The sequence below is a fragment of the Paenibacillus senegalimassiliensis genome, from assembly GCF_001486585.1.
Lineage (GTDB): Bacteria > Bacillota > Bacilli > Paenibacillales > Paenibacillaceae > Fontibacillus > Fontibacillus senegalimassiliensis.
Map to the genome: position 1 here is coordinate 1 of NZ_LN909032.1, position 26,293 is coordinate 26,293.

A 26,293-nucleotide genomic window follows, 5' to 3' on the forward strand; every position below is an offset into this window, starting at 1 on the left:
TCCGTCTTTCCCAAGTCTCCCATGCGAGAGACTTGCGTATCCGGTATTAGCTAACGTTTCCGTTAGTTATCCCAGGCTTACAGGCAGGTTACCTACGTGTTACTCACCCGTCCGCCGCTAAGTTATTCAGGAGCAAGCTCCCGAATAACTCCGCTCGACTTGCATGTATTAGGCACGCCGCCAGCGTTCGTCCTGAGCCAGGATCAAACTCTCCAATAAAGTGTTTGACTTGCTCATGTAAACTTGCTGACGAGAACTTTCGTTCTCTGTATTTCTTACTCACTCGTTGTTCAGTTTTCAAAGATCAAACCTTCATTTTTAACATCGCTTCGTTTCAGCAGCGACCTTTATAAGGTATCATACTGAGCTACCGTTAGTCAAGCTTTTTTTCTCACAAGCCTTGTACAGCTTCGCGTGCAAGCTTGTCCCAGCGGAGAAGCGATTTATAATGTACCACAGATCACAAACACCAGTCAACCATCAAATCATGATTAATTTTAAGCCCAGTAACAATGCTACACCTGGCAACCCTAGCACAAGCACTGTGCTTACCGTCACCAGGTTTAAGGGAATATAGACTTCAGTAATAAGCCCCGAGAAATTTATGACGTAGATACCTAGAGCAGCAAGTACAAAATGCAGGCCTAGCCGTGTAATCCAGGCAAACCCCAGCTTGCGCGAGAACAGGATATACAACAACAATACCAACGATACGATAAGAACCCCTGCGAGCACTAACTTCACCTTTGTTTCCTCCCAATTATAGGATTATGAACTCTCTCCAAAAAACGAGCCGTATCGAAAAGCATCCCAATCCAGCTTGGCCTGCTTAGCCGCCTTCAAATGAATTTGATATCTTCGCTCAGCCGCCTCCAGAGTATAGATGGCTACATCTACCTCATCCGGTCCCACCGCCTGCTGAAAAGCAGTGTAAGCTTGCTCCCATTCCTTAAGAGCCTTGATCACCTCACCATAAAGCTCACGCTTGTGCTCCAGCATTTCTCCCTTGTACAGCATGTCCGTTCGGTTAGCAGCCCACCATTTCCACCTTTTCATCGTTCGTCCCCTCCCTACGGTTTATTCCATATGTATCAAGATGGGGACAAACTTAGAACCTTGTCGTCGCAAAAAAAGAACCTCAAACCCCGGCTTGCACCAAAGGCTCAAAGTTCATCTTACAGGCTCTAACTATTCTCTTTAATTAATCTCCCGGCGCCCTTCCAGCGCCTTCGACAAAGTTACTTCATCCGCATACTCCAGATCGCCGCCAACAGGCAGCCCGTGAGCAATACGGGTGACGCGGATATCAAACGGCCTCACCAGCCGGGAAATATACATCGCTGTTGCTTCCCCTTCAATATTAGGATTGGTGGCCAGGATGAGTTCCTTGACCCGCTCATCGCTCAGCCGGTTGAGCAGTTCCTTAAGCCGGATATCCTCCGGACCTAAGCCCTCCATCGGGGAGATAGCTCCCTGCAGCACATGATAATAGCCATTAAATTCCTTCGTTCGCTCCATGGCTACCAAGTCTCTGGATTCCTGCACAACACAAATCACCGACGCATCGCGAGTCTTATCCTGGCAAATACGGCAAGGGTCCGTGTCCGTAATGTTGCAGCACACCGAGCAATAATGCAGATTACGCTTCACGCTAACCAGCGCTTTGGCGAAATCAATGACATCATCCTCCTTCATGCGCAACACATGGAAGGCCAATCTGGCGGCCGTCTTGGGACCAACTCCGGGCAAATGGGTAAACGCATCGATCAGCTTTGCGATCGGTTCGGGATAATACAATGGGGCCTCTCCTTCAGCTTACAAAATTAGAACAGGCCTGGAATTTTCATTCCGCCCGTAAATTTGCCCATGTCTTGGTTAGCCAGCTCTTCGGCCTTGGTCAAAGCATCGTTCACAGCAGTGAGCACCAAATCCTGCAACATCTCTACATCGTCCGGATCTACAGCCTCCGGCTTGATCGTTAGGGCGAGCAGCTTCTTATGACCGTTGACTTCAGCGGTCACCACACCACCTCCGGCACTGCCCTCCACGGTTTTGGTAGCCAGCTCTTCTTGTGCCTTCAGCATTTGCTCTTGCATTTTCTTCACTTGCTTCATCATTTGGTTCATATTGTTCACGTTGTTCACATCTCCTTTTGAATGATCTGAATAATTCGTGCTACTTCTTGTAATGGTTATTCCTTGATGACAACCAGGTCATCACCAAAGATGTTCAGGGCTTCATCAACCCAAGGTTCCTTACTATCTCCGCCTTCTTCGGGAGGAGGCTCCAAGGCAAATGGTTCGCCAGGCTGCTCCGCGGTACCCTGAATGGCATCGTTCCAATCCTTGATCATCATCGTGACCAGACGGTACGGGGCCCCAAGCTTGCGCTCCAACACACTCTCAATGAGTTGCTTGTTTGCCGCTTTCTCCGTGGTCTCGCGATGAATATCATTCTTGAAGGCAACCAGCACCGTGTCTTCGGATATCGAGACTGGCTCTCCATTCATGAACCAGGCATGGATGGTTACCCGCTCTTCCTTAACCGCTTGTAACACCTGATTCCACTTGTTCTGAATTTCCATAAATTCAGGACTGGTACGGGCCGCAAGATATTGCTCCATCCCGGAAGGAATTTTGGCCTTGGAAGCCACTCTCGGAGCCGGGCTTCGTGAAGGCCGCTGGGTGGATGCCGAGGTACTCCCTCCCGCTGAGGCGGAGAGTCCCCCTTGAACCGCTCGTTCCAGCTTGGCTTCCAGTTCAGAGATCTGCCGCTTTAGCTGGTTCATCTCAGATGCATCGATCGACTGAGCGGCACGGGCCTGTGCGGGCTGTTCCGTAACCTGTTCACCATTCAACGTACAGATCTTCAACAATGCCACCTCAAACAGCGTTTGCGGCTGCACAGCGTATTTCATTTCTGTCTGGTAATGATTCAAGGTGTCGATGATGCGAAATAGCTGAGGTTTGGAGAAAGACTGTGCAATCTCAACGAAGTCCTTCGGGTCCAATACCCGTTCCGTTAACTTGTCCGCCTTCGGCACCAGCTTAACCATTAACAAATCACGGAAATAGTAGAGGAGGTTCTCCATGCATTTATCTGCGCTCTTGCCCTCCTGCATAAATCCCTCAATCATTTGTAGCATGCCGCCAACATCTTCGGCAAGCAAGATCTTCGCAAGCTCGGCAAATTGCTGCGAAGCAATTCCCCCGGTCATATCCAGCACTTGCTGATAAGAGACCTGCCGACCGGAGAAGGAGGCAATCTGATCCAGAATGCTTAACGCGTCACGCATTCCCCCATCGGACAAGCGTGCGATGTATTCAATGGCTTCCTCTTCGGCTGTTATGCCTTCTTGCTCACAAATCACCCGTAGCCGAGCGCTTTGCTCCTCCAATGAAACCCGGCGAAAGTCAAAGCGTTGACAGCGTGAAATTACTGTAGCCGGAAGCCGATGAGGTTCCGTTGTCGCCAAGATGAACATCACATGTGGTGGAGGTTCCTCTAGCGTCTTCAGCAACGCATTGAATGCTTCCGTAGTCAGCATATGAACTTCATCAATAATATAAACCTTCTGTCGCACTTCCGTAGGGGCGTATTTCACCTTCTCGCGCAGATCGCGAATCTCTTCCACCCCGCGGTTGGATGCAGCATCGATCTCTAGCACATCCATCACGGCACCAGTAGTAATTCTTCGGCACGCATCGCATTCATTACAAGGCTCCGCCGCCGGTCCCTTCTCACAGTTCACGGCCTTGGCCAAAATTTTGGCTGTTGAGGTCTTACCCGTTCCTCGCGGTCCGCTGAATAAATACGCATGTGACAACCGCTGCTCGCGGATGGCGTTCTGTAGCGTGCGGACGATATGCTGCTGCCCCACCATGTCTTGGAACGACTGTGGCCGCCAAGCACGGTACAGCGCAATATGCTCCATAATGCGGCACCTCTTCCTTTCCTTAAACGACGGATGTCGTTTCCTTATTATACTATAGCCTCTTGGTCTATGTACAAAAAAAACACCCTTGTCCTCAGACAAAGATGTATGCTTATTATCCTAATATTACCGTGCACCCATTATTGATCATTGCGATCCGAGCGGCACCTTCATGCCATAGCTCAGGACAGGTAACCCTCCGGCACAGGAACAATACTGCTTATGGCTGCTTCCTTCCGGACCTGACCAGGTTCACAGGCGTTCCTTGCGGAGGACCCGTCCATCAACGCCAGCCATAAAGACCAAACCTCACATCGACAAGACCTCTAACAGGAATTCAACCTCGCTATAGCGGATTGCGAGTTACAGGGCACCGCTACCTCCCCGTCTAGCACGGTGAAAATAAGTATATCTCATGCCTGTTTAAATTGCAACCGCCGCTAGGCAGGGGTCCGAATCTTCCGATTTCTTACAACTCTACTTAGATTTCGACACCTTATTTTGATATATTAGTAGAATAGGAAACAGATGCCATACCATGAGAGAGGAGAACATCATGAAGAAGATTGGAAAACTATTGTTGGCTGCCACGCTCTTGGCTGGAGGCATCGCCGGCATTCAACCATCTCATTCCAGTGCCGCCGCTCCTGTCCAAATCTTACTGGACGGATATCCATTGGCCTTTTCCGGAGATCCGATCATCGTGAGTGGGACTACCCTCGTGCCATTCCGATCTATTTCTGAAGCCCTAGGTATTTCCGTAACCTGGAATCAAGCGACGAAATCCATCTCCGCCGTCAAGGGAGAAGGAGCCAAAGCGCTACGGGTCGAGTTAACATTAGATAGTAGTACCGCCAAAGTGAACAATAACTCCGTTACACTGGCTGTTGCCCCACGTTCTGTTAATGGAAACACACTGATTCCGCTAAGTTTCTTTAGTCAGCAATTTGGAGCCGGGGTTGCCTGGGACCAAGCTACCCGCACCGTTTCCATTACGTCGCCGCAAAAGCGTATGTATACACTTGGCTTCTATGCTATTTCTTCTTACTCCGAGGTTGCTGTTATTCCAAGCCTGGATGCCGTCGCTTTTGGCTGGAGCCGCATTGACAAGAACGGCCAATTCACACAAACGGGGGATGATTACAAGCTTCCCCAGGCTGCCGGGGATGTTACCCCCGACTCGCTCGTTAAGGAGGCGGCCAATGATCGCACTCTGCCTTATCTTATGGTCTATGCCGGAGATGCTCAAGGTGAATTGACTAAAATCATTGAGGATGCCACCCTTCGCGAACAAGCCATAAAGGATATGATTAATGCGGCAAAAGACAAATCCTTTCAAGGCATTTTGCTAGACTTTGAAGGTCTGGGTCTAACCACAGACAAAGCAGCCACACGACAAGCCTTCACCTCTTTTGTTAAGGACCTTGCCCGGCAAGCCGGGAACTCGGGCCTGAAGCTGGCCTTGGCACTGCATCCACTGAACTCATCATATCAAGGATATGATTATAAGGCTCTGGGCGTGCTTGCGGATGAATTGGTCATCATGGCTTACGATTATTTGCCGGGTGACAATAGCAATAAGCCGCAGCCTGCCGATAAGGTTGACGAAGCGATTCGGCTTGCGCTCAAGGAAACCTCCAAGAACAAGCTGATCCTGGGAATGAATTTGAACAGTGAGGATCAGACCTCCGTCAAGACGCTCGTGGGATTAGCCAAACGGCATGACCTCAAGGGTATCGCCTTATGGCGCCTAGGGATCATCAAGAATGAAGAGTGGACCAGCCTCAAGCAAGGCGTGGAGTTCAAGAAATAGAATGAAGAGCTATGAATACAAAAAAACGTCCCTTGCCACTGGGTGGCAAGGGACGTTCTCGTCCAATAGTTGTTCAACGTAAGTCTTAGATGCCGTATTTCTTTTTAAATCTATCCACACGTCCACCAGCATCCAGGAATTTCTGTTTACCTGTGAAGAATGGATGGCAGTTGGAGCAAATTTCAACGCGCAGGTCTTGCTTCACGGAACCTGTTTCAAAGGTATTTCCGCAAGCACATGTTACCGTAGTTACGTGATATTTCGGTTGAATTGCTTCGTTCATCACTTTCACCTCTTTCCGCCCTGAGCCTCAATCGTGCACAGAGTTATAATGACACACAAACGAATTATAGCACGGCCCATCTCTTGACGCAATTGCTTGTTTTAGCCACGAACCTTGACCCGAGCTAGTTCAGCCGGAGGAACATGGGTGTAGGAGCCAATTACGACTTCAGGCAATTCATGCTGGAAAATTTCAATAGCTTGCTTCATACCTAATATTTCGCCCTCTGCCTTAGGAATCAGTTCCAGGTAGCTCTCGGGGTCAATATTGAGGTTGCGAAGCTGGATGAGCTTCACATCTGTACGTCGAATAAATTCGACCATAGCTTCCACTTCTTCCTCCCGATCCGTAACTCCGGGAAAGATCAGATAATTAATAGAAGTGTACACACCTTGCTGGGCAGCATAACGCAGTGATTTCTCCACATTAGCAAGCGTATACCCACGTGGCTTGTAGTACGCATTATAATGGCCATCCAACGCGCTGATGGTACTTACACGCATAAGGTCCAGGCCTGCGTCCACGATACCACGAATATGGTCGCTTAAGCCCGCATTCGTATTAATGTTGATATAGCCCATATCTGTCTGGCGCCGAACTTCCCGAATTGAATCAATAATCAACTTGGCCTGCGTAGAGGGCTCCCCCTCACAGCCTTGGCCAAAGCTAATAATCGAATCCGGAGTAGTCAGATGTTCCATCATGATCTCCACCAGTTCTTCCACCCGCGGACGAAAATTCATACGCGTCTGCGGCGATACAAAGCCGCTATCATCAGGTTGTTCCGAAATACAGCCAAAACAACCCGCATTGCAGGAATAGGAGACAGGAACTGCCCCCTCCCAGCGGTTCAAGAACGTATTGGAGGCGGTCAAGCACTCATATCCCAGCGCGCAATTGGATAAATGCTCATACAGACGATTCTCCGGGTAACGAGAAACATAAGATTTGACCTGACTCTTGAGTTCGAGTGGATCGCAGTTGAGCGGATTCCACTTCTCCGGATCATCCGACATCCGGGCGGTAACGTAAAACTGTCCGTCCTTCCAGACAACCGCGGAATAGCCAAACAAAGGAAGCTTATAGTCCTTATCTGTCTTCACGTACCCCGGCAGGCAAAGACGGGTATAGCCTTGCGGAAGCAGAGCGCCTACCGCCTGCACATTGCCAGGGAGGGGCTTCATCTCACCGGTACTCGGGTCCATACCAATCGGCCGAGTAGATGGCAACCCCACCAGGGTCGCCCCCTCCGGAAGCGGGATTAATTCATCCTCCATGATCTCTACAATCATATCCGCACTGCGGGCAAGCCCGTACAGCGAGGGATGATCGTAGACCTGTCCTTGCTCATCTGCATACACTAAGTACATGTTGTTCTCCTCTTGCTTCTATTTGCTAATCAATAAAGGTAGTTTTTGAACACGCACTATTAGGCGTTATTGCCATTCGTGCTCCCCGCACCCGAGGATGTAGAGTTCGTTCGTGCAGACACGCTTCCTGTGCGTACCGGACGTCGCGCTCCGCTATTGGAAGACGCATTACCGGAAGCATCGAACGAAGCAAGGAATTCCGCATTCGTCTTGCTGTCCCGCAGCTTCTTCAAGAATCCTTCGACAAAATCATAGGAGTCGTTCATATTTTTGCGAATAGCCCAAATTGTATCCAGTTCTTCCTTGTTCAACAGCACTTCTTCTCGGCGTGTACCAGAACGGCGAATGTCGATAGCCGGGAATATGCGGCGTTCCGCCAGCTTCCGGTCCAGATGCAACTCCATGTTGCCCGTGCCCTTAAACTCTTCATATATAATGTCATCCATACGCGAACCTGTATCTACCAATGCAGTAGCCAGAATCGTCAGACTTCCGCCTTCCTCTACATTCCGGGCAGACCCGAAGAAACGCTTTGGACGATGGAAAGCCGCCGGGTCAATCCCCCCGCTGAGTGTACGTCCTGAAGGAGGAACAACCAGATTATATGCCCGTGCCAGACGTGTAATACTGTCGAGTAAAATAACGACATCCTTCTTGTGCTCCACCAGTCGCAATGCACGTTGCAATACCAATTCCGCTACCTTAATGTGATTCTCCGGAAGCTCATCGAAGGTTGAGGCAATGACTTCGCCCTTCACTGAACGTTGCATATCGGTAACTTCCTCAGGCCGCTCATCAATCAGCAACACAAACAGTTCGATCTCGGGATTATTGGTTGAAATGCTGTTGGCAATTTCCTTAAGCAGCAAGGTCTTCCCTGCCTTAGGCGGAGCAACAATCAAGCCGCGTTGTCCTAACCCAACCGGAGCAAGCACGTCCATAATGCGGGTAGATAAGTGATTTGGGGAAGTTTCGAGCACCAGCTTAGTCTGTGGGTAAAGTGGAGTTAGTGCCGGAAAATGGAGGCGTTCCGCCGCGACTGCCGGATTCTCTCCGTTCACCGCATTGACCTGAAGCAGGCCGAAGTAACGTTCATTTTCCTTAGGAGTTCTACACTTCCCGGAGACGAGATCTCCGGTACGCAAATCAAATTTACGAATTTGGGAAGCAGATATATAGATGTCTTCGGTGCTTGGCAAGTAATTGATGGGTCTTAGAAAGCCGTAACCTTCAGGCAAAATTTCGAGTACGCCTTCCATAAACATCAATCCGCTTTGTTCGGCCTGCGCCCTAAGAATCGAAAAAATCAATTCCTTCTTCTTCAACTGACCGTAATAAGGAATTTGATATTGCTTGGCGAGCTTATACAGCTCCGTCAGCTTCATCCCTTCCAAATCAGCAATTTGCAGATCCATAATAAAATACCACCTATTCAATTTTTTTGGAATCTATGAAATACAGCAGAATGATAGACTTACTGACACAGTATTCCCTGTTGTGCCAGGCTTATGCGGGAAAAGCAGAAAGTTATTCTGCTTCCCGCCAAATATCAGCACCTAGTGCACGCAGATTAGGAACTAGCTGATCATATCCCCGGTCAATCAACTCTACACCGGTGACTTCAGTAATTCCCTCTGCCACGGTCAGGCCCGCCACAACTAGCGCAGCACCTGCACGAAGATCAGCGGCCTTTACCTTGGCAGCATTCAGCACGCCCCCGTCAATAATCGCCGAACGACCTTCAACACGAATCTTCGCTCCCATGCGGATAAGCTCAGGTACATGCTTAAATCGGTTGCTGTACACCAAATCGCTGAAGACGCTCACGCCGTCAGCCTGCGTCAACAAGCTGGTCATCGGTGATCCGATATCCGTAGGAAATCCTGGATACACCAAGGCCTTAACATCAACATGCTCATAGGATGAACGCCCGATTACACGGATGCTCTCATCCAATTCTTCAACGCTTGCGCCCATTTCAATTAACTTGGCAGTTAACGCCTCCAAGTGCTTGGGTATAACACCATCGATGATAACATCGCCGCGTGTAGCTGCGGCAGCAATCATATATGTACCGGCTTGAATCCGGTCTGGAATAATGGAATGGCGGCATCCCTTCAGTTCGGCAACGCCCTCGATACGAATCGTTTCCGTGCCGGCCCCCTTGATGACCGCACCCATGGAGTTCAACAAAGTAGCTACATCTATAATTTCAGGCTCTTTGGCCGCATTTTCGATAATTGTGGCGCCTTTGGCTCGGGTAGCCGCCAGCATAATATTAATGGTTGCTCCTACGCTGCTGACATCGAGATAAATCTTCGCGCCGCGCAGTTCCTTGGCATGCAAATGAATCGCCCCATGCTCATTCGTCACAGTGGCTCCTAAAGCTTCAAAACCTTTGATATGCTGATCAATCGGACGGGGTTCAAAATTGCACCCGCCAGGCAAGCCAATCGTAGCTTCCTTAAATCTTCCTAACATGGCTCCCATCATATAATAGGAAGCCCGTAATTTCTTTACCGGTCCATTAGGCATCGGTATTGAGCGAATATCCGCAGGATTGATACGCATCTGGTTACCTTCCCAAAGCACCTGCGCACCCAACTCTTCCAGGATTTCCGAGTATACCGCCACGTCACTGAGTACCGGCAAGTTATCCAGTACGACCTCGGATTCTGCCAGGATGGCAGCCGGAATCAGCGCGATTGCACTATTCTTGGCGCCGCTGATTGAGACGCTGCCGCGTAGCGGACGTCCGCCACGGATCATTAATTTCTCCATAAGTCCAGAATCCCCCTACTTATTTGCGTCGGTACATAAGCTCAACCTAATTTAGCGGTAGAAATGGAAAGACACCGTCTAGGCGGTGTGCTCTCCATGTCACCCTATTTAAGTGGGCAGCCTTCTACTTTTATGGATGCCCTCCAAAAACCATGCCCACTATTGTCTAACAAAGTGCAGCATGGAAAAAAATCATAGCCTAACTTAGGCTTTGTTGTTGGAACCAAATTCGCGAATCTTGCCAACAACGGTAGCTTTGATTGCATCACGGCCAGGAACGATGAACTTACGTGGATCATAAGCATCTGGCTTAGCAGCCAATACTTCACGTACCGCTTTGCTGAAGGAGATTTGGTTCTCAGTGTTCACGTTAATTTTGGAAGTACCAAGCGAGATTGCTTTGGAAATGTCGTGAGTAGGGATGCCTGTCCCGCCATGAAGTACCAATGGCAGTTGAACTGCATCACGAATTTCTTCCATTTCTTTGAAGCCGAGGTTTGGTTCGCCGAGGTAAGGACCATGTACGGAACCCAAAGCTGGAGCCAATGTATCGATACCCGTTTCTCTAACGATACGTACGCACTCAGCAAGGTCAGCATATTGAATGCCGCCGATAACATCGTCTTCTTGACCGCCAACCGTACCTACTTCTGCTTCTACAGATACGCCTTTGGCATGGGCATACTCAACCACTTTCTTCGTCATGGCGATGTTCTCGTCAATCGGATGGTGGGAGCCGTCGATCATTACGGAAGTGAAGCCCGCATCAATCGCTTCCTTACATTTATCAAAACTGGAACCATGGTCGAGGTGAATCGCAACAGGAACCGTAATTTTCATGTCATGCAACAGGCCTTCTACCATTTTAACAACGGTGTAGAAACCGCTCATATGGCGAGCTGCGCCTTCGGAAACACCCAGAATTACTGGGGATTTCTCTTCTTCTGCTGCGGCAAGAATGGCTTGTGTCCATTCCAGGTTATTAATGTTGTATTGACCCACTGCGTATTTACCGGCGAGGGCTTTGTTCAACATGTCTGTCATCGATACTAATGGCATTGGTTTCAATCCTCCTAAGGATATGGGATTTATCTTATTTAGCCGACATTCACACACTTTTTTATTATAACACAACCTGTCAAAATTACTATTCAACGTTTCACGGGGATGTGTGAACGGGCTGTGTTTCTTTTTTCTCCAAAAAGACCCCTATGAGAAGGGCGGACGAAGTGCTACGCCTGCTCCTCATAGAGGTCTCTTTTCTGTTGCCGATTATGCCTTAAAGGCGCGCGCCGCCCTTGAGATGCATATTGACTGCTGCGCGCATTTCATCAATGTCAAAGGGTTTCGTAAAGTGCATCAAGGCTCCAAGATCCGTTGCTTCCTTAATCATATCGAGTTCTCCGTAGGCCGTCATCATGATGACCTTGATGTCTGGATTCACCTCTTTGATATGCTTGAGGATTTCCAAACCATCCATTCCGGGAATTTTCATGTCAAGAAGCACCAAGTCAGGCGAGTCGCTACGGACAATTTCCAATGCCATCTTCCCGTTAGCTGCCTGAAATGTGGTATACCCTTCACTGCTGAACACTTCCATTAACAAAATGCGGATACCGTTCTGATCATCGACAACTAATACCTTCTTCTCCTCCACCGTGATACCCTCCTACAAGACCGCCAGCAATCCTGGTCATACATACAATAATTCGCTTTCGATTTGTAAATCCCTTCTCTAATGGAAAAAAGAACCTTAATAAATCGACAGCTTATTTTGCTGAGCAAATCTTGCTTGGACGTGGTCAGGAGAGCTTGCTACACCTTAGGACAGATGGGTGATTGAAGCTTTCACGAACTCGCGGAATAGCGGTTGTGGACGGTTCGGACGAGAAGTGAATTCCGGATGGAATTGCACAGCCAGGAACCATGGATGATCCGGAAGTTCCACGATTTCAACAAGCCGTCCATCCGGGGATGTCCCGGAGATACGCAAGCCTTCGCGTTCCAGCGTTTCACGATAGGCATTGTTGAATTCGTACCGATGGCGATGACGTTCGTAAACCAACTCATCATCGTAGCATTGCATAGCCAGAGAATCTGGCGTCAGCTTGCACGGATAAAGGCCCAAACGCATCGTCCCGCCGAGGTCTTCGATATCTTTCTGCTCTGGCAATAAGTCGATAACCGGATATTCCGTGCCAGGATTAATCTCCGAACTATTGGCACCATCCAGCCCCGCCAACGAGCGGGCATACTCAATAACAGCTACCTGCATTCCCAGGCAGATGCCGAAGAACGGAATGCGCTTCTCACGAGCATAACGAATCGTCGTGATCTTCCCTTCAATTCCCCGATCACCAAAGCCGCCCGGCACGAGAATTCCGCCGATACCACCAAGGAGTTCATCTACGTTCTCATCGGTAACGTCCTCGGCATTGACCCAACGAATTTTCACATCCGCATTTGCAGCAAATCCGGCATGTGACAAGGATTCAACCACACTTAAATAAGCATCGTGCAGAGCGACGTATTTACCTACAATGGCAATCTCCACCGTCTTCTCCAGCTTGTTAATGCGCTCTACAAGGCTTTCCCACTCACCCATGTCCGGAGCTGGCGTTGTTAACTTGAGATGATTGACCACAATCTCATCCAAGCCTTCATTGCGAAGATTCAACGGTACTTCATACAAGGTAGCAGCGTCTCGGCATTCCACGACAGCATTTGGATCAATGTCACAGAACAGGGCGATCTTCGCCTTCATATCATCCGACAGTTCATATTCGGTCCGGCAGACGATCACATTCGGCTGAATACCGATGCTGCGAAGTTCCTTGACGCTATGCTGAGTCGGCTTGGTCTTCACTTCGCCGGCTGCCTTGATATAAGGAATAAGCGTTACATGAATGTACATCACGTTCTCGCGTCCGATATCACTCTTAATTTGGCGGATAGCTTCCAGGAAAGGCAAGCTTTCGATATCCCCTACCGTACCCCCAATTTCAGTAATTACAACGTCAGAACCCGCTTCCCGGCCTGCACGGAATACCCGTTCCTTGATCTCGTTGGTGATATGAGGAATAACCTGAACGGTTCCGCCCAGATATTCGCCGCGACGCTCTTTGCCGATGACTGAGGAGTACACCTTGCCCGTCGTCACATTACTGTTCTTGGAAAGGTTAATATCAATGAAACGCTCATAGTGACCCAGGTCAAGGTCCGTCTCGGCTCCATCGTCCGTCACAAATACCTCACCATGCTGATAAGGACTCATTGTCCCCGGATCGACATTAATATATGGATCGAATTTCTGGATCGTTACTTTCAAGCCTCTGTTCTTCAGCAATCTCCCGAGCGAAGCCGCTGTAATGCCCTTGCCCAGCGAAGATACAACCCCGCCTGTCACGAAAATATATTTTGCCACAACCAAAAACCCCCTAAAGTAGTACGTGTCGATAAAAACAGCCAACATCCAGAAATTCAGGAAACTTATAGATCATTAGCGTAACCCAATGTTCTTTAAAGCATAGCCAAAACGGCTATAAAAACAAAAAAAGTGACACCCGAATAGGTCGGGGCACTTTTTCAAAAATTCATATTTTATAGGTTTAAATCATAAGCCCATGCAATAGTTTACCCGTTACCCCTGCCCGTGTCAAGTCAAGTAAAGGCCCATTTGCCTTTCCTTCAAAATACGGTCACATGTCGGATTGTACGGAGAAATCAGGCGAACGATAGAAACCAGACTAACCCCAGCTTCTGGAGCGGCCCGACACCGCTGTCCAAGAGTCTGTTATGTTATGAGGTTGCTTCTTGCTGGACATGATACCTTCCTCTTGGCACAACGAAAGGCGAACCCGATACCGGGTCCTTGATGACCGTACAGTTCAATCCAAAGATCTGGTTGACCCTTTCGCTAGTGATGACCTCAGACGGCTCACCTTCCACAATCAGCTTGCCTTCATGAAGGGCGAAGATATGATCGGCATAGCGGGCAGACAAGTTAATATCATGGAGCACCATCACAATAGTAGTTCCACGTTTGCGATTAAGGTCGGTAAGCAAATCAAGAATCTCGACCTGATAGGTAATATCGAGAAAGGTTGTCGGCTCATCCAGCAATAAAATATCCGTCTGTTGGGCAAGCGCCATAGCGATCCATACACGCTGCCGTTGTCCGCCCGACAGCTCATCGATATGGTGGTTGGCCAACTCTGTAATGTCCATAATCTCCATCGCCTCGGCGACGGCCTCGTAATCCTGTTTTCGCCAGCCACTAAGCCAGGATTGATGAGGGAATCTCCCCCGACCAACCAGGTCTGCTACCGAGATTCCTTCAGGAACAATAGGAGATTGCGGCAGCAGGCCCAGTACCCGGGCTAATTGCTTGGGAGGTATCTTATTGACCGGCTTGCCATCCAAAGTAATTTCCCCTGAGGTAGGCTTGATGAGTCTGGCCATAGCCTTTAACAAGGTGGATTTGCCGCAGCCATTAGCCCCAATGATTACACTGATCTTATTGTTGGGAATTACCAGACTGACGCCTTGAATGACCGTCTTATGATCGTACCCTGCTACAGCCGCTTCGGTTTTAAAGGTATGTGTTGGTTTCATCATAAACTTCCCCTTCGATTCATTCGGATAAGCAAGAAGACCAGATAAGGTGCTCCCAGAATTCCAGTAATCACACCCACGGGAAATCTTGTCTCAAAAGCAAACTGTCCGATAAGATCTGCTCCCAGAACAAGGTTAACCCCTACCAGGCCCGCAGGAATGGCATTGGAGAAGCCTGCTCCTACTAACCGCTTGGCAATGGGGCCCGACAGGAAAGCCACAAAGGCAATAGGGCCCGTGGTAGCCGTAGCCATAGCGATCATACCTACAGAGCTAAGAATAAGCGCCACTCTCGTCTTGTCTGTATGGACTCCCAGCGAAGAAGCCGCTTGTTCTCCCAGTTCGAGAAGATCAAGATGCTTGCCAAGCACAACCACCACAGGTGTAAGCACCATAACTGCTATCATCAATGGTGGCAGTTCGTCAAGCTGAGAACCGTTGAGGCTGCCTGTCAGCCATCTGATTGCCGCTGGTATGTCCTGCTGCGCACCCACGAGTAGAAGATAGGAAATGACGGCATCCAACATAGCCTGAAGGCCAATACCAATCAGAATTAACCGTCCGATAGAGAAGACACGCCCTCTGGAGAGGAAGTAAATCACTGTGACTGTAGCCAAGCCAGCCAGCACCGAGGCTGCGGACACAACTGCTCCGTTAGCATGAAGGACGGTAATGCAGAACACCGCCGCGGCGCTTGAACCGGAAGTAATCCCAATCACATTCGGGTTCGCCAGGGGGTTACGCAGCATCGTTTGAAAGGTATGGCCGGCAATACCAAAGGCAAATCCGGCAAATAGTCCAGCCAGCATCCTTGGCAGACGAATCGTATTGACCGCAAAGGACACCCCTTTAATAGATTCCCCCGAAAGGGCCCGAACGACATCTTGTATCGGATAAATCGTGTTGCCCAATAACAACATGGCACAACAAAGGATCACCAACAGCATGACCAGCAGACCCGTTACAAGGCTCCAGCGGCGCCGCCGCTTACGTCTGCCGGCCATAATAAATTCAATGGATTGATTTCTCATAATGAACGCACTTTCGCTCTCATGGCTAATATGATTAAGATTGGAGCACCTACAAAGGCGGTGACCACACCGACTTCCAGTTCTCCCGGGTTACCAAGTAATCGCCCGCACACATCTGATAACGTTAGAATAATGGCCCCTGAAATGGCTGACATCGGAATAACCAACCGTAAATCAGGCCCAAGAATAAGACGCACAACATGGGTCGACAGCAGCCCTATAAAGCCGATGGGCCCTGCCAGTGCCGTAGTGGCACCACACAAGAAAATACCCCCTGCCGCTGCGACCAGCCTGAGCACTCCGGTTCGCACACCCAGTCCAGTAGCCGCTTCATCTCCCAGCGCCAGCGCATTTAATGCCGGGGCTGTGATTAACGCAATCAGGATACCGACAGCCAGGAACGGAATAAACGTAACTATCGCGTTCCAATTTGCGGAGCCAACGCTCCCAACCTGCCAGAACCTGAACTGATCCATCGCGTATGAACGCGGAATCATAATCGCCGTTACCAGCGAGGACAAGGCCGCACTCGTGGCTGCCCCCGCCAGAACAAGCTTAATGGGCGTGGCACCGCCACGCCCCATAGAACCTATGCCGAATACGAACACTGCCGTAATGGCCGCACCAGCGAGAGCCAGCCAAATATATTGCCCGGCGGTGCTGATGTTCAGGAATGCAATACCGCAAACCACAAACAAGGATGCCCCTGTGTTCACACCCAGGATGCTTGGATCAGCAATGGGATTGCGGGTGACCGCTTGCATCAGCGATCCCGCAACCCCAAGTGCCGCCCCACAAAACAACGTAAATACGGTCCTAGATATCCTCTTACGCACGATATTCGCTCCATAGGAGTCAATATCCGGATGGAATAAGCCATCCATCAGCTCCTGGAACCTCACTAGCCTGGAACCCAGGACTAGCGAGGCAATCACGCATACACCAAGCAGTACGATACAGATCATCAGAACCTTCGTAAAATGCTTCGGCAGGTACAAGCGTATTTCTTTATGCTTAGAGAGGGAAGAACTATTCATTGGCCTTGTCGGCAGCCTCTCCGATTAACTTCAAGTATTCGTCAATCGTAAATGCGATGGAAAGTGGATTCGGCGTACCAGCAGCCACCAACGGTGTATCACTATCGATAAATGCTACAGAACCGCGCTCAATCGCAGGAATCTTGCCCAGGAGCGGATCGGCTTTGATCGCTTGATACAATTCATCATTACCATAACCCACCAACAGATCAGCATCATTAAGAGCTTCAGCATTCTCAGCGCTCAGCTTCAGAGAGTAGCTGGAAGGGTCTGTAATTTGGCTTGTAATGCTCTCGGGGTATTCCATGCCCAGTTCGAACAAAAAAGAAACCCGGGAATCTACAGGCGTATAGATGTGCAGTTGGGACATATCCTTAGCGGAGAAGTTAACCCATACAACTTTCTTACCTTCGATTTGCGGATATTGGCTCAGCTTTTCCTTCACCATATCCTCGGTATCCTTAATCAGTTGCTCACCCTCTGCAGCCATACCCATACCAGTAGCGTTTAGTGTAACTTGCTCGCGCCAAGTGGTCGCCCAAGGAGCATTTGGATAAGCTACAACGGGAGCAATCTCGCTCAGCAGATCATAGTCTTCTTGTGTGATGCCCGAGTAAGCGGCAAGGATAACATCTGGATCAGCATCAGAAATCGCTTCGAAATCAAGGCCGTCCGTATCTTGGAAGACATTCGGGTCCTTCACACCGAGTTCTTCCAGCTTCTGAGCGGTCCAAGGCAACAAGCCGCTATCATCCTGTACGCCAAAGTTCGCTGCCGAGAAGCCGACAGGTACAACTCCAAGAGCAAGCACCACGTCATGGTTGGCCCATTGCACTGTAACTACGCGTTCCGGCTTACTTTCAATCACCGTTTCACCAAGTGCATGCTTGATTGTGATCGGATATTGCGATGCCTCACCGGCTGAATCTGTGTTTTCTGCTGCCGGAGTTTCTGTATTGGCTGAATTGCCGGCGTTAGTAGCAGGAGCATTCGAGGCCTTGCTTCCACAACCTACGACAGCCACCATAAGAACTACTAGAATAATGAGAGCGGTAAATGAAAATCTTTTTGCTGCGAACATTTGCATACCTTCCTTATCTTGAATGTATTTTATGTATCAAGCCGCGTTATCTACTTGATAATGATTATCAGTTTCATCATTATATAATGCTCTTAAGCAAGCTGTCAACGATCTGAACCAAAGGATATTAAAGGGTAAACGTAAAAAAGAGGCAGCCCAAGGGCCACCTCTTCATGATCTGTTGCTTCGGATTAATCTTCTTCGTTCTCCTCGAAGTTATCCTCGTCTTCATCGTCTTTCTCTTCGTCCTCTTCGTCGATCTCCTCGTCACCGAGCAGTTCTTCGTCTTCTTCTACCTCTTCCTCGTCTTCCTCAGAGAACAGCTCGTCTTCGGAATCATCGTCCAAGCCATCGTAATCTTCTTCATCGCCGGAGGAGTAATTATCTTCTTCTTCCACGAAATCGTCGTCTTCCAGATCATCATCTTCATCGTTGATGATACGCGGACGCTTGGAATTCCCGATAGGGTCTTCCGAACGCTCGATCGGATACCAGCGTTTCAAGCCCCAAAGGTTGGTGCCAACGCAGGCAAACCGGCCATCAATATTTATTTCTGTATAGAGCTGTGCAATCGCTTCGTCGATCTCAGCTTCATTCATGCTGCGCAGCTTGGCGACCTCATTCATCAGATCACGATAATAGTACGGCGTATTGGCCGCCTTCAAGATCATAAAGGCCAGATCCACCATGGGGATTTCCTGAACCTTCTCTGGGTCAATTTTCAAATTAAGCGGGGTACTCACGTTACGGACACTTCCTCTCACGCAATGTTCACTATTTCACTATGGAGCAAAGGACTTTCTTCATCCCGAAAACGGGTGATTTCCTTCACTAACCTATTCATATCACAACTTAGTAAAACCTATTTGGCACTAAATTGCAAGTTTTAAAAATTCGTCCGGCTTCTCCCCTTACTCTCAGTACGTTTTGGGACATGAAAAAGGAGCGAAGAACCTGGGTTCCCCGCTCCTCGACTGTATCCTTCACCGAGAAAAGTTACGCTACCCTCCCGGATCTGGTGAAAGCCGAATTGGCCTTCCCTTCATTTTATGTCTGATCCGCCGCTTTGACACGCTACTTTTGCGCCTAAACTTTGGTTATGGCCCATTTCCTGAAGAACAGGGCCGCTTTCCCATTCAAGGAAAATCGGATCGTCATAATATACTTCAACACGCTTCGTCAGGAGGGGCTACTTATCGATGAACTACTCCGGATTCCTTCGTTATTTGAACGATCAAGTCGACACCTCCGGAAAGAGCGGACGCTCCATCATCCGCTTCGCACATCCGGCCGCCTATGCTGAATGCGCACGACAAATATCCAAGCAGAAGCAGCGGCACCCGGTATTACGGCATGTGCGCACTTCACCGCTGCTGCAAGCGCTAATCTGCCCCCTTGGTACAGGAGGGGACTTTGCCCGTTCCCGGTTCGGCCTACAGGTCGAAGAAGATAGTAAGCTCAGTGTGCATAGTCCGGCCTCCGCAAGTAAAGGGAAGACGCCTACCATTCCGTGGGGTGTCCGGCGAATCGGTGCCCCGGAAACCTGGTCTGCGTCTACGGGCTATCGCATCCGAATTGGGGTTATTGACACAGGAGCAGACTTCAATCATCCGGATCTGCGCCATTCCCTGGCCCGAGGCATTAACCTGCTCAACCGGGTCAACCTGCCTTTTGATGATAACGGTCACGGCACTCATATTGCCGGCACCATCTCCGCCGCTGGCGGATCGCAGGGGATGATGGGAGTTGCGCCCCGTTCCTTGGTGTTCCCCGTCAAGGCTTTCGACCATAACGGCTCTGCCTATGTCTCTGATATTATTCTGGGCATTGACTGGTGCGTTCGAAATCGAATGCATATCGTAAACATGAGCTTTGGCATGAAGAGCAATAGCCAGGCGCTGCAAAATATTATTCGCAAGGCCTATAATGCAGGTATTATCGTCGTCGCATCCTCCGGTAATGACAAGAAGGGCCGCGGCGCGGATTACCCTGCCCGCTATACCCAGACCATCTCTGTTGGCGCCACCAACAAGGACGGCAAAATAGCTTCCTTCAGCAACTATGGTCCATGCATTGATATTTACGCCCCCGGCGAGAAGATTACTTCCGCTTGGCTGGGAGGCGGCTACAAAGAAATGAGTGGCACTTCCATGGCCACCTCCCATGTCAGCGGCTCCATTGCCCTGCTGCTGGCGCTTAAGCCTGATCTCAAGCCAGGCGAGATCAAGCGGCGGCTCTGCCGCACCGCCAGGTCGCTACCCGGCGCAACGAGTGCCAGAGCCAAGGGGGCGGCTGGCGAGCTGAGCGCTGCCGCAACGAGTGCCAGAGCCAAGGGGGCGGCTGGCGAGCTGAGCGCTGCCCGCCTGCTCCGGGCCAGGCCAGCCCGCCGAAGCTAGTTCTTCCTCACACTCTACAAGCTAGCCGATAACCAACAAAAACCTGAAAATGGCGAGGCTAAGGATCGCTCCTTTGGCCCCGCCATTTTCTATAAGCTGGCTTAAATTCAGTTCAAGCCGCAAGTTACATCTTCTCTGGCGCAGTTACACCGATCAAGGCGAGCACGTTCACCAACGCCACACGCACGCCACCTAGCAATACCAAACGTGCTGCCGTCTGCTCGGCATCCTCCGTAATTACACGCTCGGCGCGGTAGTAACTGTGGAGCTGTGCTGCCAATTCGTACACATAACGCACCAGGCGATGCGGTGCATAGTTGTCGGCGGCCAGGCTAATCTCTTCGGGCAACTCGCCAATTTTGAGCAACAGGTCATATTCATGCTCTGCCGTCAGCTTGGACAAATCCACGTCCTCGGCGGACGGAATCACGATGCCCTGTTCCTCCGCCTGACGGAAGATGCTGCAAATCCGCGCATGTGCATACTGCACATAAAAGACCGGATTGTCATTGGACGTCGAGATGGCCAGGTCCATGTCGAAATCCAGATGCGAGTCCATACTGCGCATCGTGAAGAAATAGCGAATCGGGTCGACACCCACCTCATCCATCAAATCTACCATAGTAACTGCCTTACCGGTCCGTTTCGACATTTTGACCTTCTCACCATCCTGGAACAGGCTGACCATTTGTGCAATCAATACGGTCAGCTTCTCCGGGTCCTTGCCAATCGCGGTCATCGCTGCCTTCACACGAGGAATGTAACCATGATGATCCGCGCCCCAAATGTTAATCAACCGATCAAATCCACGATCATATTTATTGCGGTGATAGGCGATATCCGGAGTCAAGTACGTGTAGGTTCCGTCATTCTTCACCAATACCCGATCCTTGTCATCCCCGTATTCTGTCGTCTTCAGCCAAGTGGCCCCGTCCAGTTCATAGGTTTGCCCTTTATCCCGCAGCTCGGCAAGCGAAGCCTCTACTTGGCCATCCGCATACAACGAGCTCTCACTGAACCACACGTCAAACCCTACCCGGAAGCGTCCAAGATCACGTTTAATTTTATTCAGTTCCTTCTCCAAACCGAACTGACGAAGGAAAGTCGTACGCTCCTCGTCGTTCATGTTCACTAGCTTGTCGCCTTGCTCAGCTACAAGCTCCTTGGCAAAGCCCTTGATGTCCTCACCATGATAGCCATCCTCAGGCATAGGCACATCTTGTCCCAGCTCCTGCAAATAACGGGCTTCAATGGACTTGCACATATTGTTGATTTGATTCCCGGCATCATTAATGTAGTATTCACGGGTAACCTCATATCCGGCAAAATCGAGCACGTTGCATAACGCATCGCCTACGGCTGCACCACGGGCATGCCCCAAATGAAGGCTCCCAGTAGGATTCGCGCTGACAAACTCCACCTGCACCTTATGCCCTTTCCCTTGGTTGGTGCGTCCGTAGTTCTCTCCCTCGCGGTAGACTTGCAGCAAGATCGGATAGAGATAACTCTTGCCCAGCGTAAAGTTGATAAACCCAGGTCCAGCGATCTCCGCCTTTTCAATTCCAGCCTTCTCATGATTCAAATGGGCCAAAATATCCTCGGCAATTTGACGCGGGTTCTTCTTGGCGATCCGGGATAGCTGCATCGCTGCGTTCGTAGCAAAATCACCGTGCGCCTTATCCTTCGGCACCTCCAGCACGATAGCGGGAATCTCGTCTGGCTGCGCCAGCCCTGCGGCGATAATGGCCTCAATGACCGCCTCCTTAAGCGACTGGTTCATTTGTTCCAACGGATTGTGTGGCATATTAAACGTCCTCCTGTATATGTAAACTGATATCAAAACGTCCTGAACATTCCTCATACACGTACAAATCATACTCCCAATTGACAACACCAGTTACGTGGGTCAAGTTCGAATCCAATTTGACGGTATCTGTAGATAATTGAAAGCGGGTTAAGGCAGAGTGGTAAAATCCCGGCAACCGCCGACCACTTCGGAAAGTTTGCTCCGATTCCACGCCTCCATGCCGCATAATTTTTAATTCTTCGCCAGTAATCTTAAGCATTGTGCGCGTCTGGGCGCCCTCATGACCAGGCTCGGGCTCGTTATAACGAATATATACGGCTCCACCACGCAAGAGGGCGTTTCCTCGCAGTCGTTGAACCTTCTCATCCCCATCTTGGCGGCTGGTCAACAACAATTTCACCGGAATCGTCTCAGACATACGCCATTCTCCATTCCCTCTATTTATTACATGATCCGATCGTATCAACCTGCCGTAAACCGTGATCCTTACTGTACTACTATATCCAGTTCCTTACTTCAATTCAATACGCCCGGCACACAAAGCCGAAGGATATCTCTTACAGCCCATATGAAAAAGCCGCCGATTCGGCGGCTTCGTTCTATTATAATACATGATCAGAAGATGACTTATAGCGGTTGTTCAAAAAGTCATCTTTCCAGAACGAAGCAGTTCGAGAAGCAGGTTCGACATCGAATCTTGAATTCAGCCGGGCCTTCCGGTGCTCACGTACCCACTACGTACGCTCCACTCCTCAGTCCCTGGCTTCATCCAACCTTCTTGGTCCTGAAAACCCGAATTTTTGAACACTCACTTATAGAGGTTGGCTCAGCACTACATACTGCACTTGCCCCTTCTGGTAATACACATGGAATCGAAAATAGTCCCCCAGTTTGTAACTCCACCGACTCGTAAGCTTCGAGGCCTCAGAACCCAGCTTCCGCTCCACCTCGCCAGCGCTGATGCCTGGCTTAATTCCGTCCTGCGTTGCATAATTGGCCTGCGTAAACACGACCATTCGGTTCAGCAACAGCACCCCGTCTTGATATAGCCGTGCCTGCTTCACTTCTCCCGTATTATCATCATAAAATGGCTTCGTCCACTCTATTTCGTCAGTTCCCGCCTGTTCCAGCCGTTGCTCCCAGCCCAGGTAGTCCAATCCTGCCACCTCAGCCCGTTCGGGCGCAAGCGCCTCCGGGTCCGCAGGCTCCGCCTGCTCTTGCTCCACTCTGGCTTGCTCCAGCAGCGCATCCAGGGAAGCCAGCTCCTCCCGCTCTCGCAACAGCCCTTGCAGCAACAATAATACCTGGTCGTCGGCATAATAATATTGCCCTTCATGTTCAAAGGCATTGGCCGTCAGGTCATAAGTGAGGTCAAATGACTTGCCTCGCAACGCAAATTGCAGCACCACCGGCTGGCGAGAGGCGGCCGGAAGCGGCTCAGCCAGAGCACTGTCCATATCCGTAAAACGCAAAGAATTCAACAGTACAGCGCGGCGTTCCTCCGGCACGTCATAGCTGCTCCCATGACCTCCCACCGTAATCGCAGTAACCTCTTCCGCCGCAAAGGGTAGCCGATCTAATAAATATGGCGACTCCTGACTAGTATGTATATTCGCATCATTTAAAGCGTCATTCTCGTTCTCTGCCTGGCCAGGCAAGTCTTCTGACTTGATACTTCCTGCAGAGTTGCCAGTGTCCTCCAGCGCCTTCCTTTCCGGATTGTTGCTGAAAGGAAGAACCGATGGTCCATAGAACATCCACCCTACCGCTAACGCTACCAAAATCATCGTTAAACCCGCAAGCAAGCTTCGGGTCGGATTATTCATTTTGATAAGAATCCCGCCTTATTCCTATAAAATCGTGACATTAATCATACTATCATACTTTTGAGGCATTGCTCATGGTTCCAACGTCATGTTTTCCCAATCATTCCCTCCCATCTAAAAGTCCTACATGCTCAATATGAATGACTCGACCTAAAATTTCCCATACTAGAAGCTATCATTGGCCCGTCATCTAAAGAAAGGAGCAACCTTCGTGCATAGACTCGTACGCAGCGATCGGCATCACCCTCGTAAATCCCGCTTTCGGTGGCGGTTCTTGTTCAAATTGATCTTTATTACGGGCTTGTCCGGCTTATGTGCTGCTGGCTTATTGCTACTTTATCTATATCAAGCCGAACTGCCACTGGCAGGCTCTGATCGGGATTCACAGCTAATCAATAGCCGTGGCGAGACCATTGCCGTCTTCTCCGATGGCGGAAGGAACCGGGAGAGCGCCCAGCTCAGTGAAATCTCTCCTTGGCTAATTCAGGCCACCCTTGCTACCGAGGACCGACATTTTTACGAGCACGTTGGCTTTGATTTGAAAGGAATGGCCCGGGCTGTTCTCGTCAATATCAAAGAGATGGACATGGTCCAGGGAGCAAGCACGCTAACGCAGCAGTTGGCACGGAATTTGTATCTATCCCATGAACGCACCTGGTCGCGCAAGCTGAAGGAAGCCATGTACACGGCTCAACTGGAAATGAAATATAGCAAAGACGATATTTTAGAAATGTATCTTAATGAAATTTACTATGGTCACGGTGCTTATGGTATCGAGGCAGCCGCACAAATGTATTTTGGCAAATCCGCCAAGGAGCTTGATTTGGCCGAAAGCGCTATGCTGGCCGGGGTTCCTAAGGGGCCTACCTACTATTCACCGTTCAATCATATGAAGAATGCCAAGGATCGTCAGCGTACGGTATTGTCTGCACTGACTGCCACGGGCGGCATCACACAGCAAGAAGCAGAGGATGCCTATGAGGTTATGCTTAGCTTTCAGTCGCCCAAGCAACCAAGCCCAGTGAACAAGGCTCCTTATTTCCGTGATTACATCCGTAATGTGGTGGTCACTGAACTCGGCTTCGATGAAGCGCTGTTGGAGCACGGAGGCCTTCAAATCTATACCACCCTTGACCCGGAAGCCCAGCAAGCAGCCGAGGTAGCGGTAACCGCCGAATTAAGCGGCAGCCCTGAGCTCGAGGTGGCATTAATCTCTATCGATCCACGAAACGGTCACGTTAAAGCCTTGGTCGGTGGAGCTAATTATAAGCAAAGTCAATATAATCATGTGTTTGCATCAACCCGCCAGCCAGGCTCCAGCTTCAAGCCCATTATGTATCTGGCTGCGTTATCCAGTGGGAAAATGACCAGTGCCAGCAAGTTCAGCAGCCAGCCCACCCTGTTCCATTACGATGATAACCGCAAGACTTACAGCCCGAAAAATTTTGGCGACAAGTATTTAGGTGAAATCGACATGAGACAAGCCATTGCGGCCTCGGACAATATCTATGCAGTCAACACAATTTTGACGGTAGGGGCCGAGCAAGTCGTGGAAATGAGCCGGAAAATGGGGATTACCAGCCCGATGCAAGCGGTGCCTTCCTTGGCGCTTGGGACCTCTCCGGTCAGTCCGTTCGAGATGGCTGCCGCCTTTGCGGTGATCAGCAATCAAGGACGCAGTGTCGACCCGGTAGCGGTGCTGAAGATCACCGACAGCCAGGGACGTATATTATATGAGGCGAAACCTCCCGTAACCGAGCAAGTTGTGGAACCCGCCGCCGCTTACGTACTCACCCATCTGATGGAGAGTGTCTTTGAGAGCGGGGGCACAGGCAGCCGCGTATCCAGCGAGATCAAGCGCCCCGTTGCGGGCAAGACCGGAACGACTGGGACCGATGCCTGGCTCGTAGGCTTTACGCCTGAGCTATCCACCGCCGTTTGGGTCGGTTACGATAAGGGCAAGCATCTGGGTACGGCCGAATCACGTAAAGCCGCTCCCATCTTCGCTAAGTACACTAGTGAGGCCTTAAAAAAAGTGCCTCCGAAAATTTTCCCCATCCCCGATGGAGTGGTCAGCGTGTATATCGACCCGGACACCGGCCTGCTGGCCACGCAGGATTGTCCGGAGCGCAAGCTGGAAGTGTTCATTCAGGGAAGCGAGCCCACCGAATTCTGTATGGAGCATGGCGAAGCCGAACCTCAGCCGCTGCCTCCACCTACGGAGAAGGAGCGTCCGGAAAGCCACTCATGGTGGAGCGACTTGAAGCGCTGGTGGATGGATTAGCCGAGAGATATTGGACAAACGGCAGCGGGACCCTTT

The 26,293-nt window shown here is 50.2% G+C and carries 23 protein-coding genes, 1 rRNA gene and 1 other RNA gene; 3 read left to right on the forward strand and 22 right to left on the reverse strand.

Annotation, left to right across the window (positions count from 1 at the left end; all coding sequences use genetic code 11):
* From BN3279_RS00005 to ffs, 7 genes are all read right to left on the reverse strand, one after another.
* Positions 1 to 219: ribosomal RNA gene (locus BN3279_RS00005) — 16S ribosomal RNA — on the reverse strand; the annotation flags it as partial.
* Positions 220 to 480: 261 nt separating this feature from the next.
* Entirely contained in the window at positions 481 to 744 is a 264-nt protein-coding gene (locus BN3279_RS00010; protein ID WP_059048657.1) for a pro-sigmaK processing inhibitor BofA family protein, read from the reverse strand.
* Positions 745 to 768: 24 nt separating this feature from the next.
* Positions 769 to 1,056 carry a DUF2508 family protein gene (locus tag BN3279_RS00015; RefSeq protein WP_059048658.1) on the reverse strand — a complete coding sequence of 96 codons (288 nt, stop codon included), beginning with the start codon at positions 1,054 to 1,056 and terminating at the stop codon, positions 769 to 771.
* Between the two features lie 141 nt (positions 1,057 to 1,197).
* Positions 1,198 to 1,797, reverse strand: a complete 600-nt coding sequence (gene recR / locus BN3279_RS00020; RefSeq protein WP_059048659.1) for a recombination mediator RecR — start codon at positions 1,795 to 1,797, stop codon at positions 1,198 to 1,200.
* 26 nt (positions 1,798 to 1,823) lie between these two features.
* Positions 1,824 to 2,135, reverse strand: a complete 312-nt coding sequence (locus tag BN3279_RS00025; RefSeq protein ID WP_018753732.1) for a YbaB/EbfC family nucleoid-associated protein — start codon at positions 2,133 to 2,135, stop codon at positions 1,824 to 1,826.
* 56 nt (positions 2,136 to 2,191) lie between these two features.
* Entirely contained in the window at positions 2,192 to 3,934 is a 1,743-nt protein-coding gene (dnaX, locus tag BN3279_RS00030) for a DNA polymerase III subunit gamma/tau (protein ID WP_059048660.1), read from the reverse strand.
* Positions 3,935 to 4,063: 129 nt separating this feature from the next.
* Positions 4,064 to 4,331: signal recognition particle sRNA large type (gene ffs, locus BN3279_RS23260), an RNA gene on the reverse strand.
* A 159-nt stretch (positions 4,332 to 4,490) separates the two neighbouring features.
* Between ffs and BN3279_RS00035 the strand changes: the two genes are divergently transcribed.
* Positions 4,491 to 5,747 (forward strand): stalk domain-containing protein, encoded by a 1,257-nt coding sequence (locus BN3279_RS00035; protein WP_059048661.1) that lies wholly within the window; start codon positions 4,491 to 4,493, stop codon positions 5,745 to 5,747.
* An 85-nt stretch (positions 5,748 to 5,832) separates the two neighbouring features.
* Here the strand turns inward: BN3279_RS00035 and rpmE are convergent, their stop codons facing one another.
* From rpmE to rpoE, 12 genes are all read right to left on the reverse strand, one after another.
* Positions 5,833 to 6,030: a 50S ribosomal protein L31 gene (gene rpmE, locus BN3279_RS00040; protein WP_018753735.1), complete on the reverse strand. Its 198-nt coding sequence runs from the start codon at positions 6,028 to 6,030 to the stop codon at positions 5,833 to 5,835.
* A 101-nt stretch (positions 6,031 to 6,131) separates the two neighbouring features.
* Complete coding sequence (locus tag BN3279_RS00045; protein WP_059048662.1) at positions 6,132 to 7,400, reverse strand: radical SAM family protein; 1,269 nt, start codon at positions 7,398 to 7,400, stop codon at positions 6,132 to 6,134.
* Between the two features lie 59 nt (positions 7,401 to 7,459).
* A complete protein-coding gene (gene rho / locus BN3279_RS00050; protein ID WP_059048663.1) occupies positions 7,460 to 8,815 on the reverse strand; it encodes a transcription termination factor Rho in 1,356 nt (451 codons plus the stop codon).
* Between the two features lie 112 nt (positions 8,816 to 8,927).
* Positions 8,928 to 10,181: a UDP-N-acetylglucosamine 1-carboxyvinyltransferase gene (locus BN3279_RS00055; RefSeq protein ID WP_059048664.1), complete on the reverse strand. Its 1,254-nt coding sequence runs from the start codon at positions 10,179 to 10,181 to the stop codon at positions 8,928 to 8,930.
* 204 nt (positions 10,182 to 10,385) lie between these two features.
* Positions 10,386 to 11,240 (reverse strand): class II fructose-1,6-bisphosphate aldolase, encoded by an 855-nt coding sequence (gene fba, locus BN3279_RS00060; protein ID WP_059048665.1) that lies wholly within the window; start codon positions 11,238 to 11,240, stop codon positions 10,386 to 10,388.
* A gap of 220 nt (positions 11,241 to 11,460) precedes the next feature.
* Positions 11,461 to 11,838 (reverse strand): response regulator, encoded by a 378-nt coding sequence (locus tag BN3279_RS00065; RefSeq protein ID WP_059048666.1) that lies wholly within the window; start codon positions 11,836 to 11,838, stop codon positions 11,461 to 11,463.
* A gap of 165 nt (positions 11,839 to 12,003) precedes the next feature.
* The gene (locus BN3279_RS00070) at positions 12,004 to 13,605 is read right to left on the reverse strand and encodes a CTP synthase (RefSeq protein WP_059048667.1); all 1,602 of its coding nucleotides are present in this window, start codon (positions 13,603 to 13,605) and stop codon (positions 12,004 to 12,006) included.
* Positions 13,606 to 13,979: 374 nt separating this feature from the next.
* Complete coding sequence (locus BN3279_RS00075; RefSeq protein WP_059048668.1) at positions 13,980 to 14,795, reverse strand: ABC transporter ATP-binding protein; 816 nt, start codon at positions 14,793 to 14,795, stop codon at positions 13,980 to 13,982.
* Positions 14,795 to 15,826, reverse strand: coding sequence for a FecCD family ABC transporter permease (locus BN3279_RS00080; RefSeq protein WP_059048669.1), 1,032 nt, complete (start codon positions 15,824 to 15,826; stop codon positions 14,795 to 14,797). The genes BN3279_RS00075 and BN3279_RS00080 overlap by 1 nt, the downstream gene beginning before the upstream one ends.
* A complete protein-coding gene (locus BN3279_RS00085; RefSeq protein WP_059048670.1) occupies positions 15,823 to 16,863 on the reverse strand; it encodes a FecCD family ABC transporter permease in 1,041 nt (346 codons plus the stop codon). The genes BN3279_RS00080 and BN3279_RS00085 overlap by 4 nt, the downstream gene beginning before the upstream one ends.
* The gene (locus BN3279_RS00090) at positions 16,856 to 17,944 is read right to left on the reverse strand and encodes an iron-siderophore ABC transporter substrate-binding protein (RefSeq protein WP_059048671.1); all 1,089 of its coding nucleotides are present in this window, start codon (positions 17,942 to 17,944) and stop codon (positions 16,856 to 16,858) included. Before BN3279_RS00090 ends, BN3279_RS00085 begins: the two co-directional genes overlap by 8 nt.
* 191 nt (positions 17,945 to 18,135) lie before the next feature.
* Positions 18,136 to 18,687, reverse strand: a complete 552-nt coding sequence (rpoE, locus tag BN3279_RS00095; protein WP_059048672.1) for a DNA-directed RNA polymerase subunit delta — start codon at positions 18,685 to 18,687, stop codon at positions 18,136 to 18,138.
* A 456-nt stretch (positions 18,688 to 19,143) separates the two neighbouring features.
* Between rpoE and BN3279_RS00100 the strand changes: the two genes are divergently transcribed.
* Entirely contained in the window at positions 19,144 to 20,340 is a 1,197-nt protein-coding gene (locus tag BN3279_RS00100; protein WP_059048673.1) for a S8 family peptidase, read from the forward strand.
* Between the two features lie 124 nt (positions 20,341 to 20,464).
* Here BN3279_RS00100 and argS read toward each other — a convergent pair whose 3' ends face one another.
* The 3 genes from argS to BN3279_RS00115 all read right to left on the reverse strand — a co-directional run bounded on the left by argS (position 20,465) and on the right by BN3279_RS00115 (position 23,973).
* The gene (argS, locus tag BN3279_RS00105) at positions 20,465 to 22,144 is read right to left on the reverse strand and encodes an arginine--tRNA ligase (protein ID WP_059048674.1); all 1,680 of its coding nucleotides are present in this window, start codon (positions 22,142 to 22,144) and stop codon (positions 20,465 to 20,467) included.
* A gap of 1 nt (position 22,145) precedes the next feature.
* Positions 22,146 to 22,565, reverse strand: a complete 420-nt coding sequence (locus BN3279_RS00110; RefSeq protein ID WP_059048675.1) for a YwiB family protein — start codon at positions 22,563 to 22,565, stop codon at positions 22,146 to 22,148.
* Positions 22,566 to 22,959: 394 nt separating this feature from the next.
* Positions 22,960 to 23,973, reverse strand: a complete 1,014-nt coding sequence (locus BN3279_RS00115; protein ID WP_232436719.1) for a hypothetical protein — start codon at positions 23,971 to 23,973, stop codon at positions 22,960 to 22,962.
* 211 nt (positions 23,974 to 24,184) lie between these two features.
* On the opposite strand from BN3279_RS00115, the gene BN3279_RS00120 reads away from it, so the two are divergent.
* Complete coding sequence (locus tag BN3279_RS00120; RefSeq protein WP_059048676.1) at positions 24,185 to 26,257, forward strand: transglycosylase domain-containing protein; 2,073 nt, start codon at positions 24,185 to 24,187, stop codon at positions 26,255 to 26,257.
* Positions 26,258 to 26,293 lie beyond the last annotated feature (36 nt).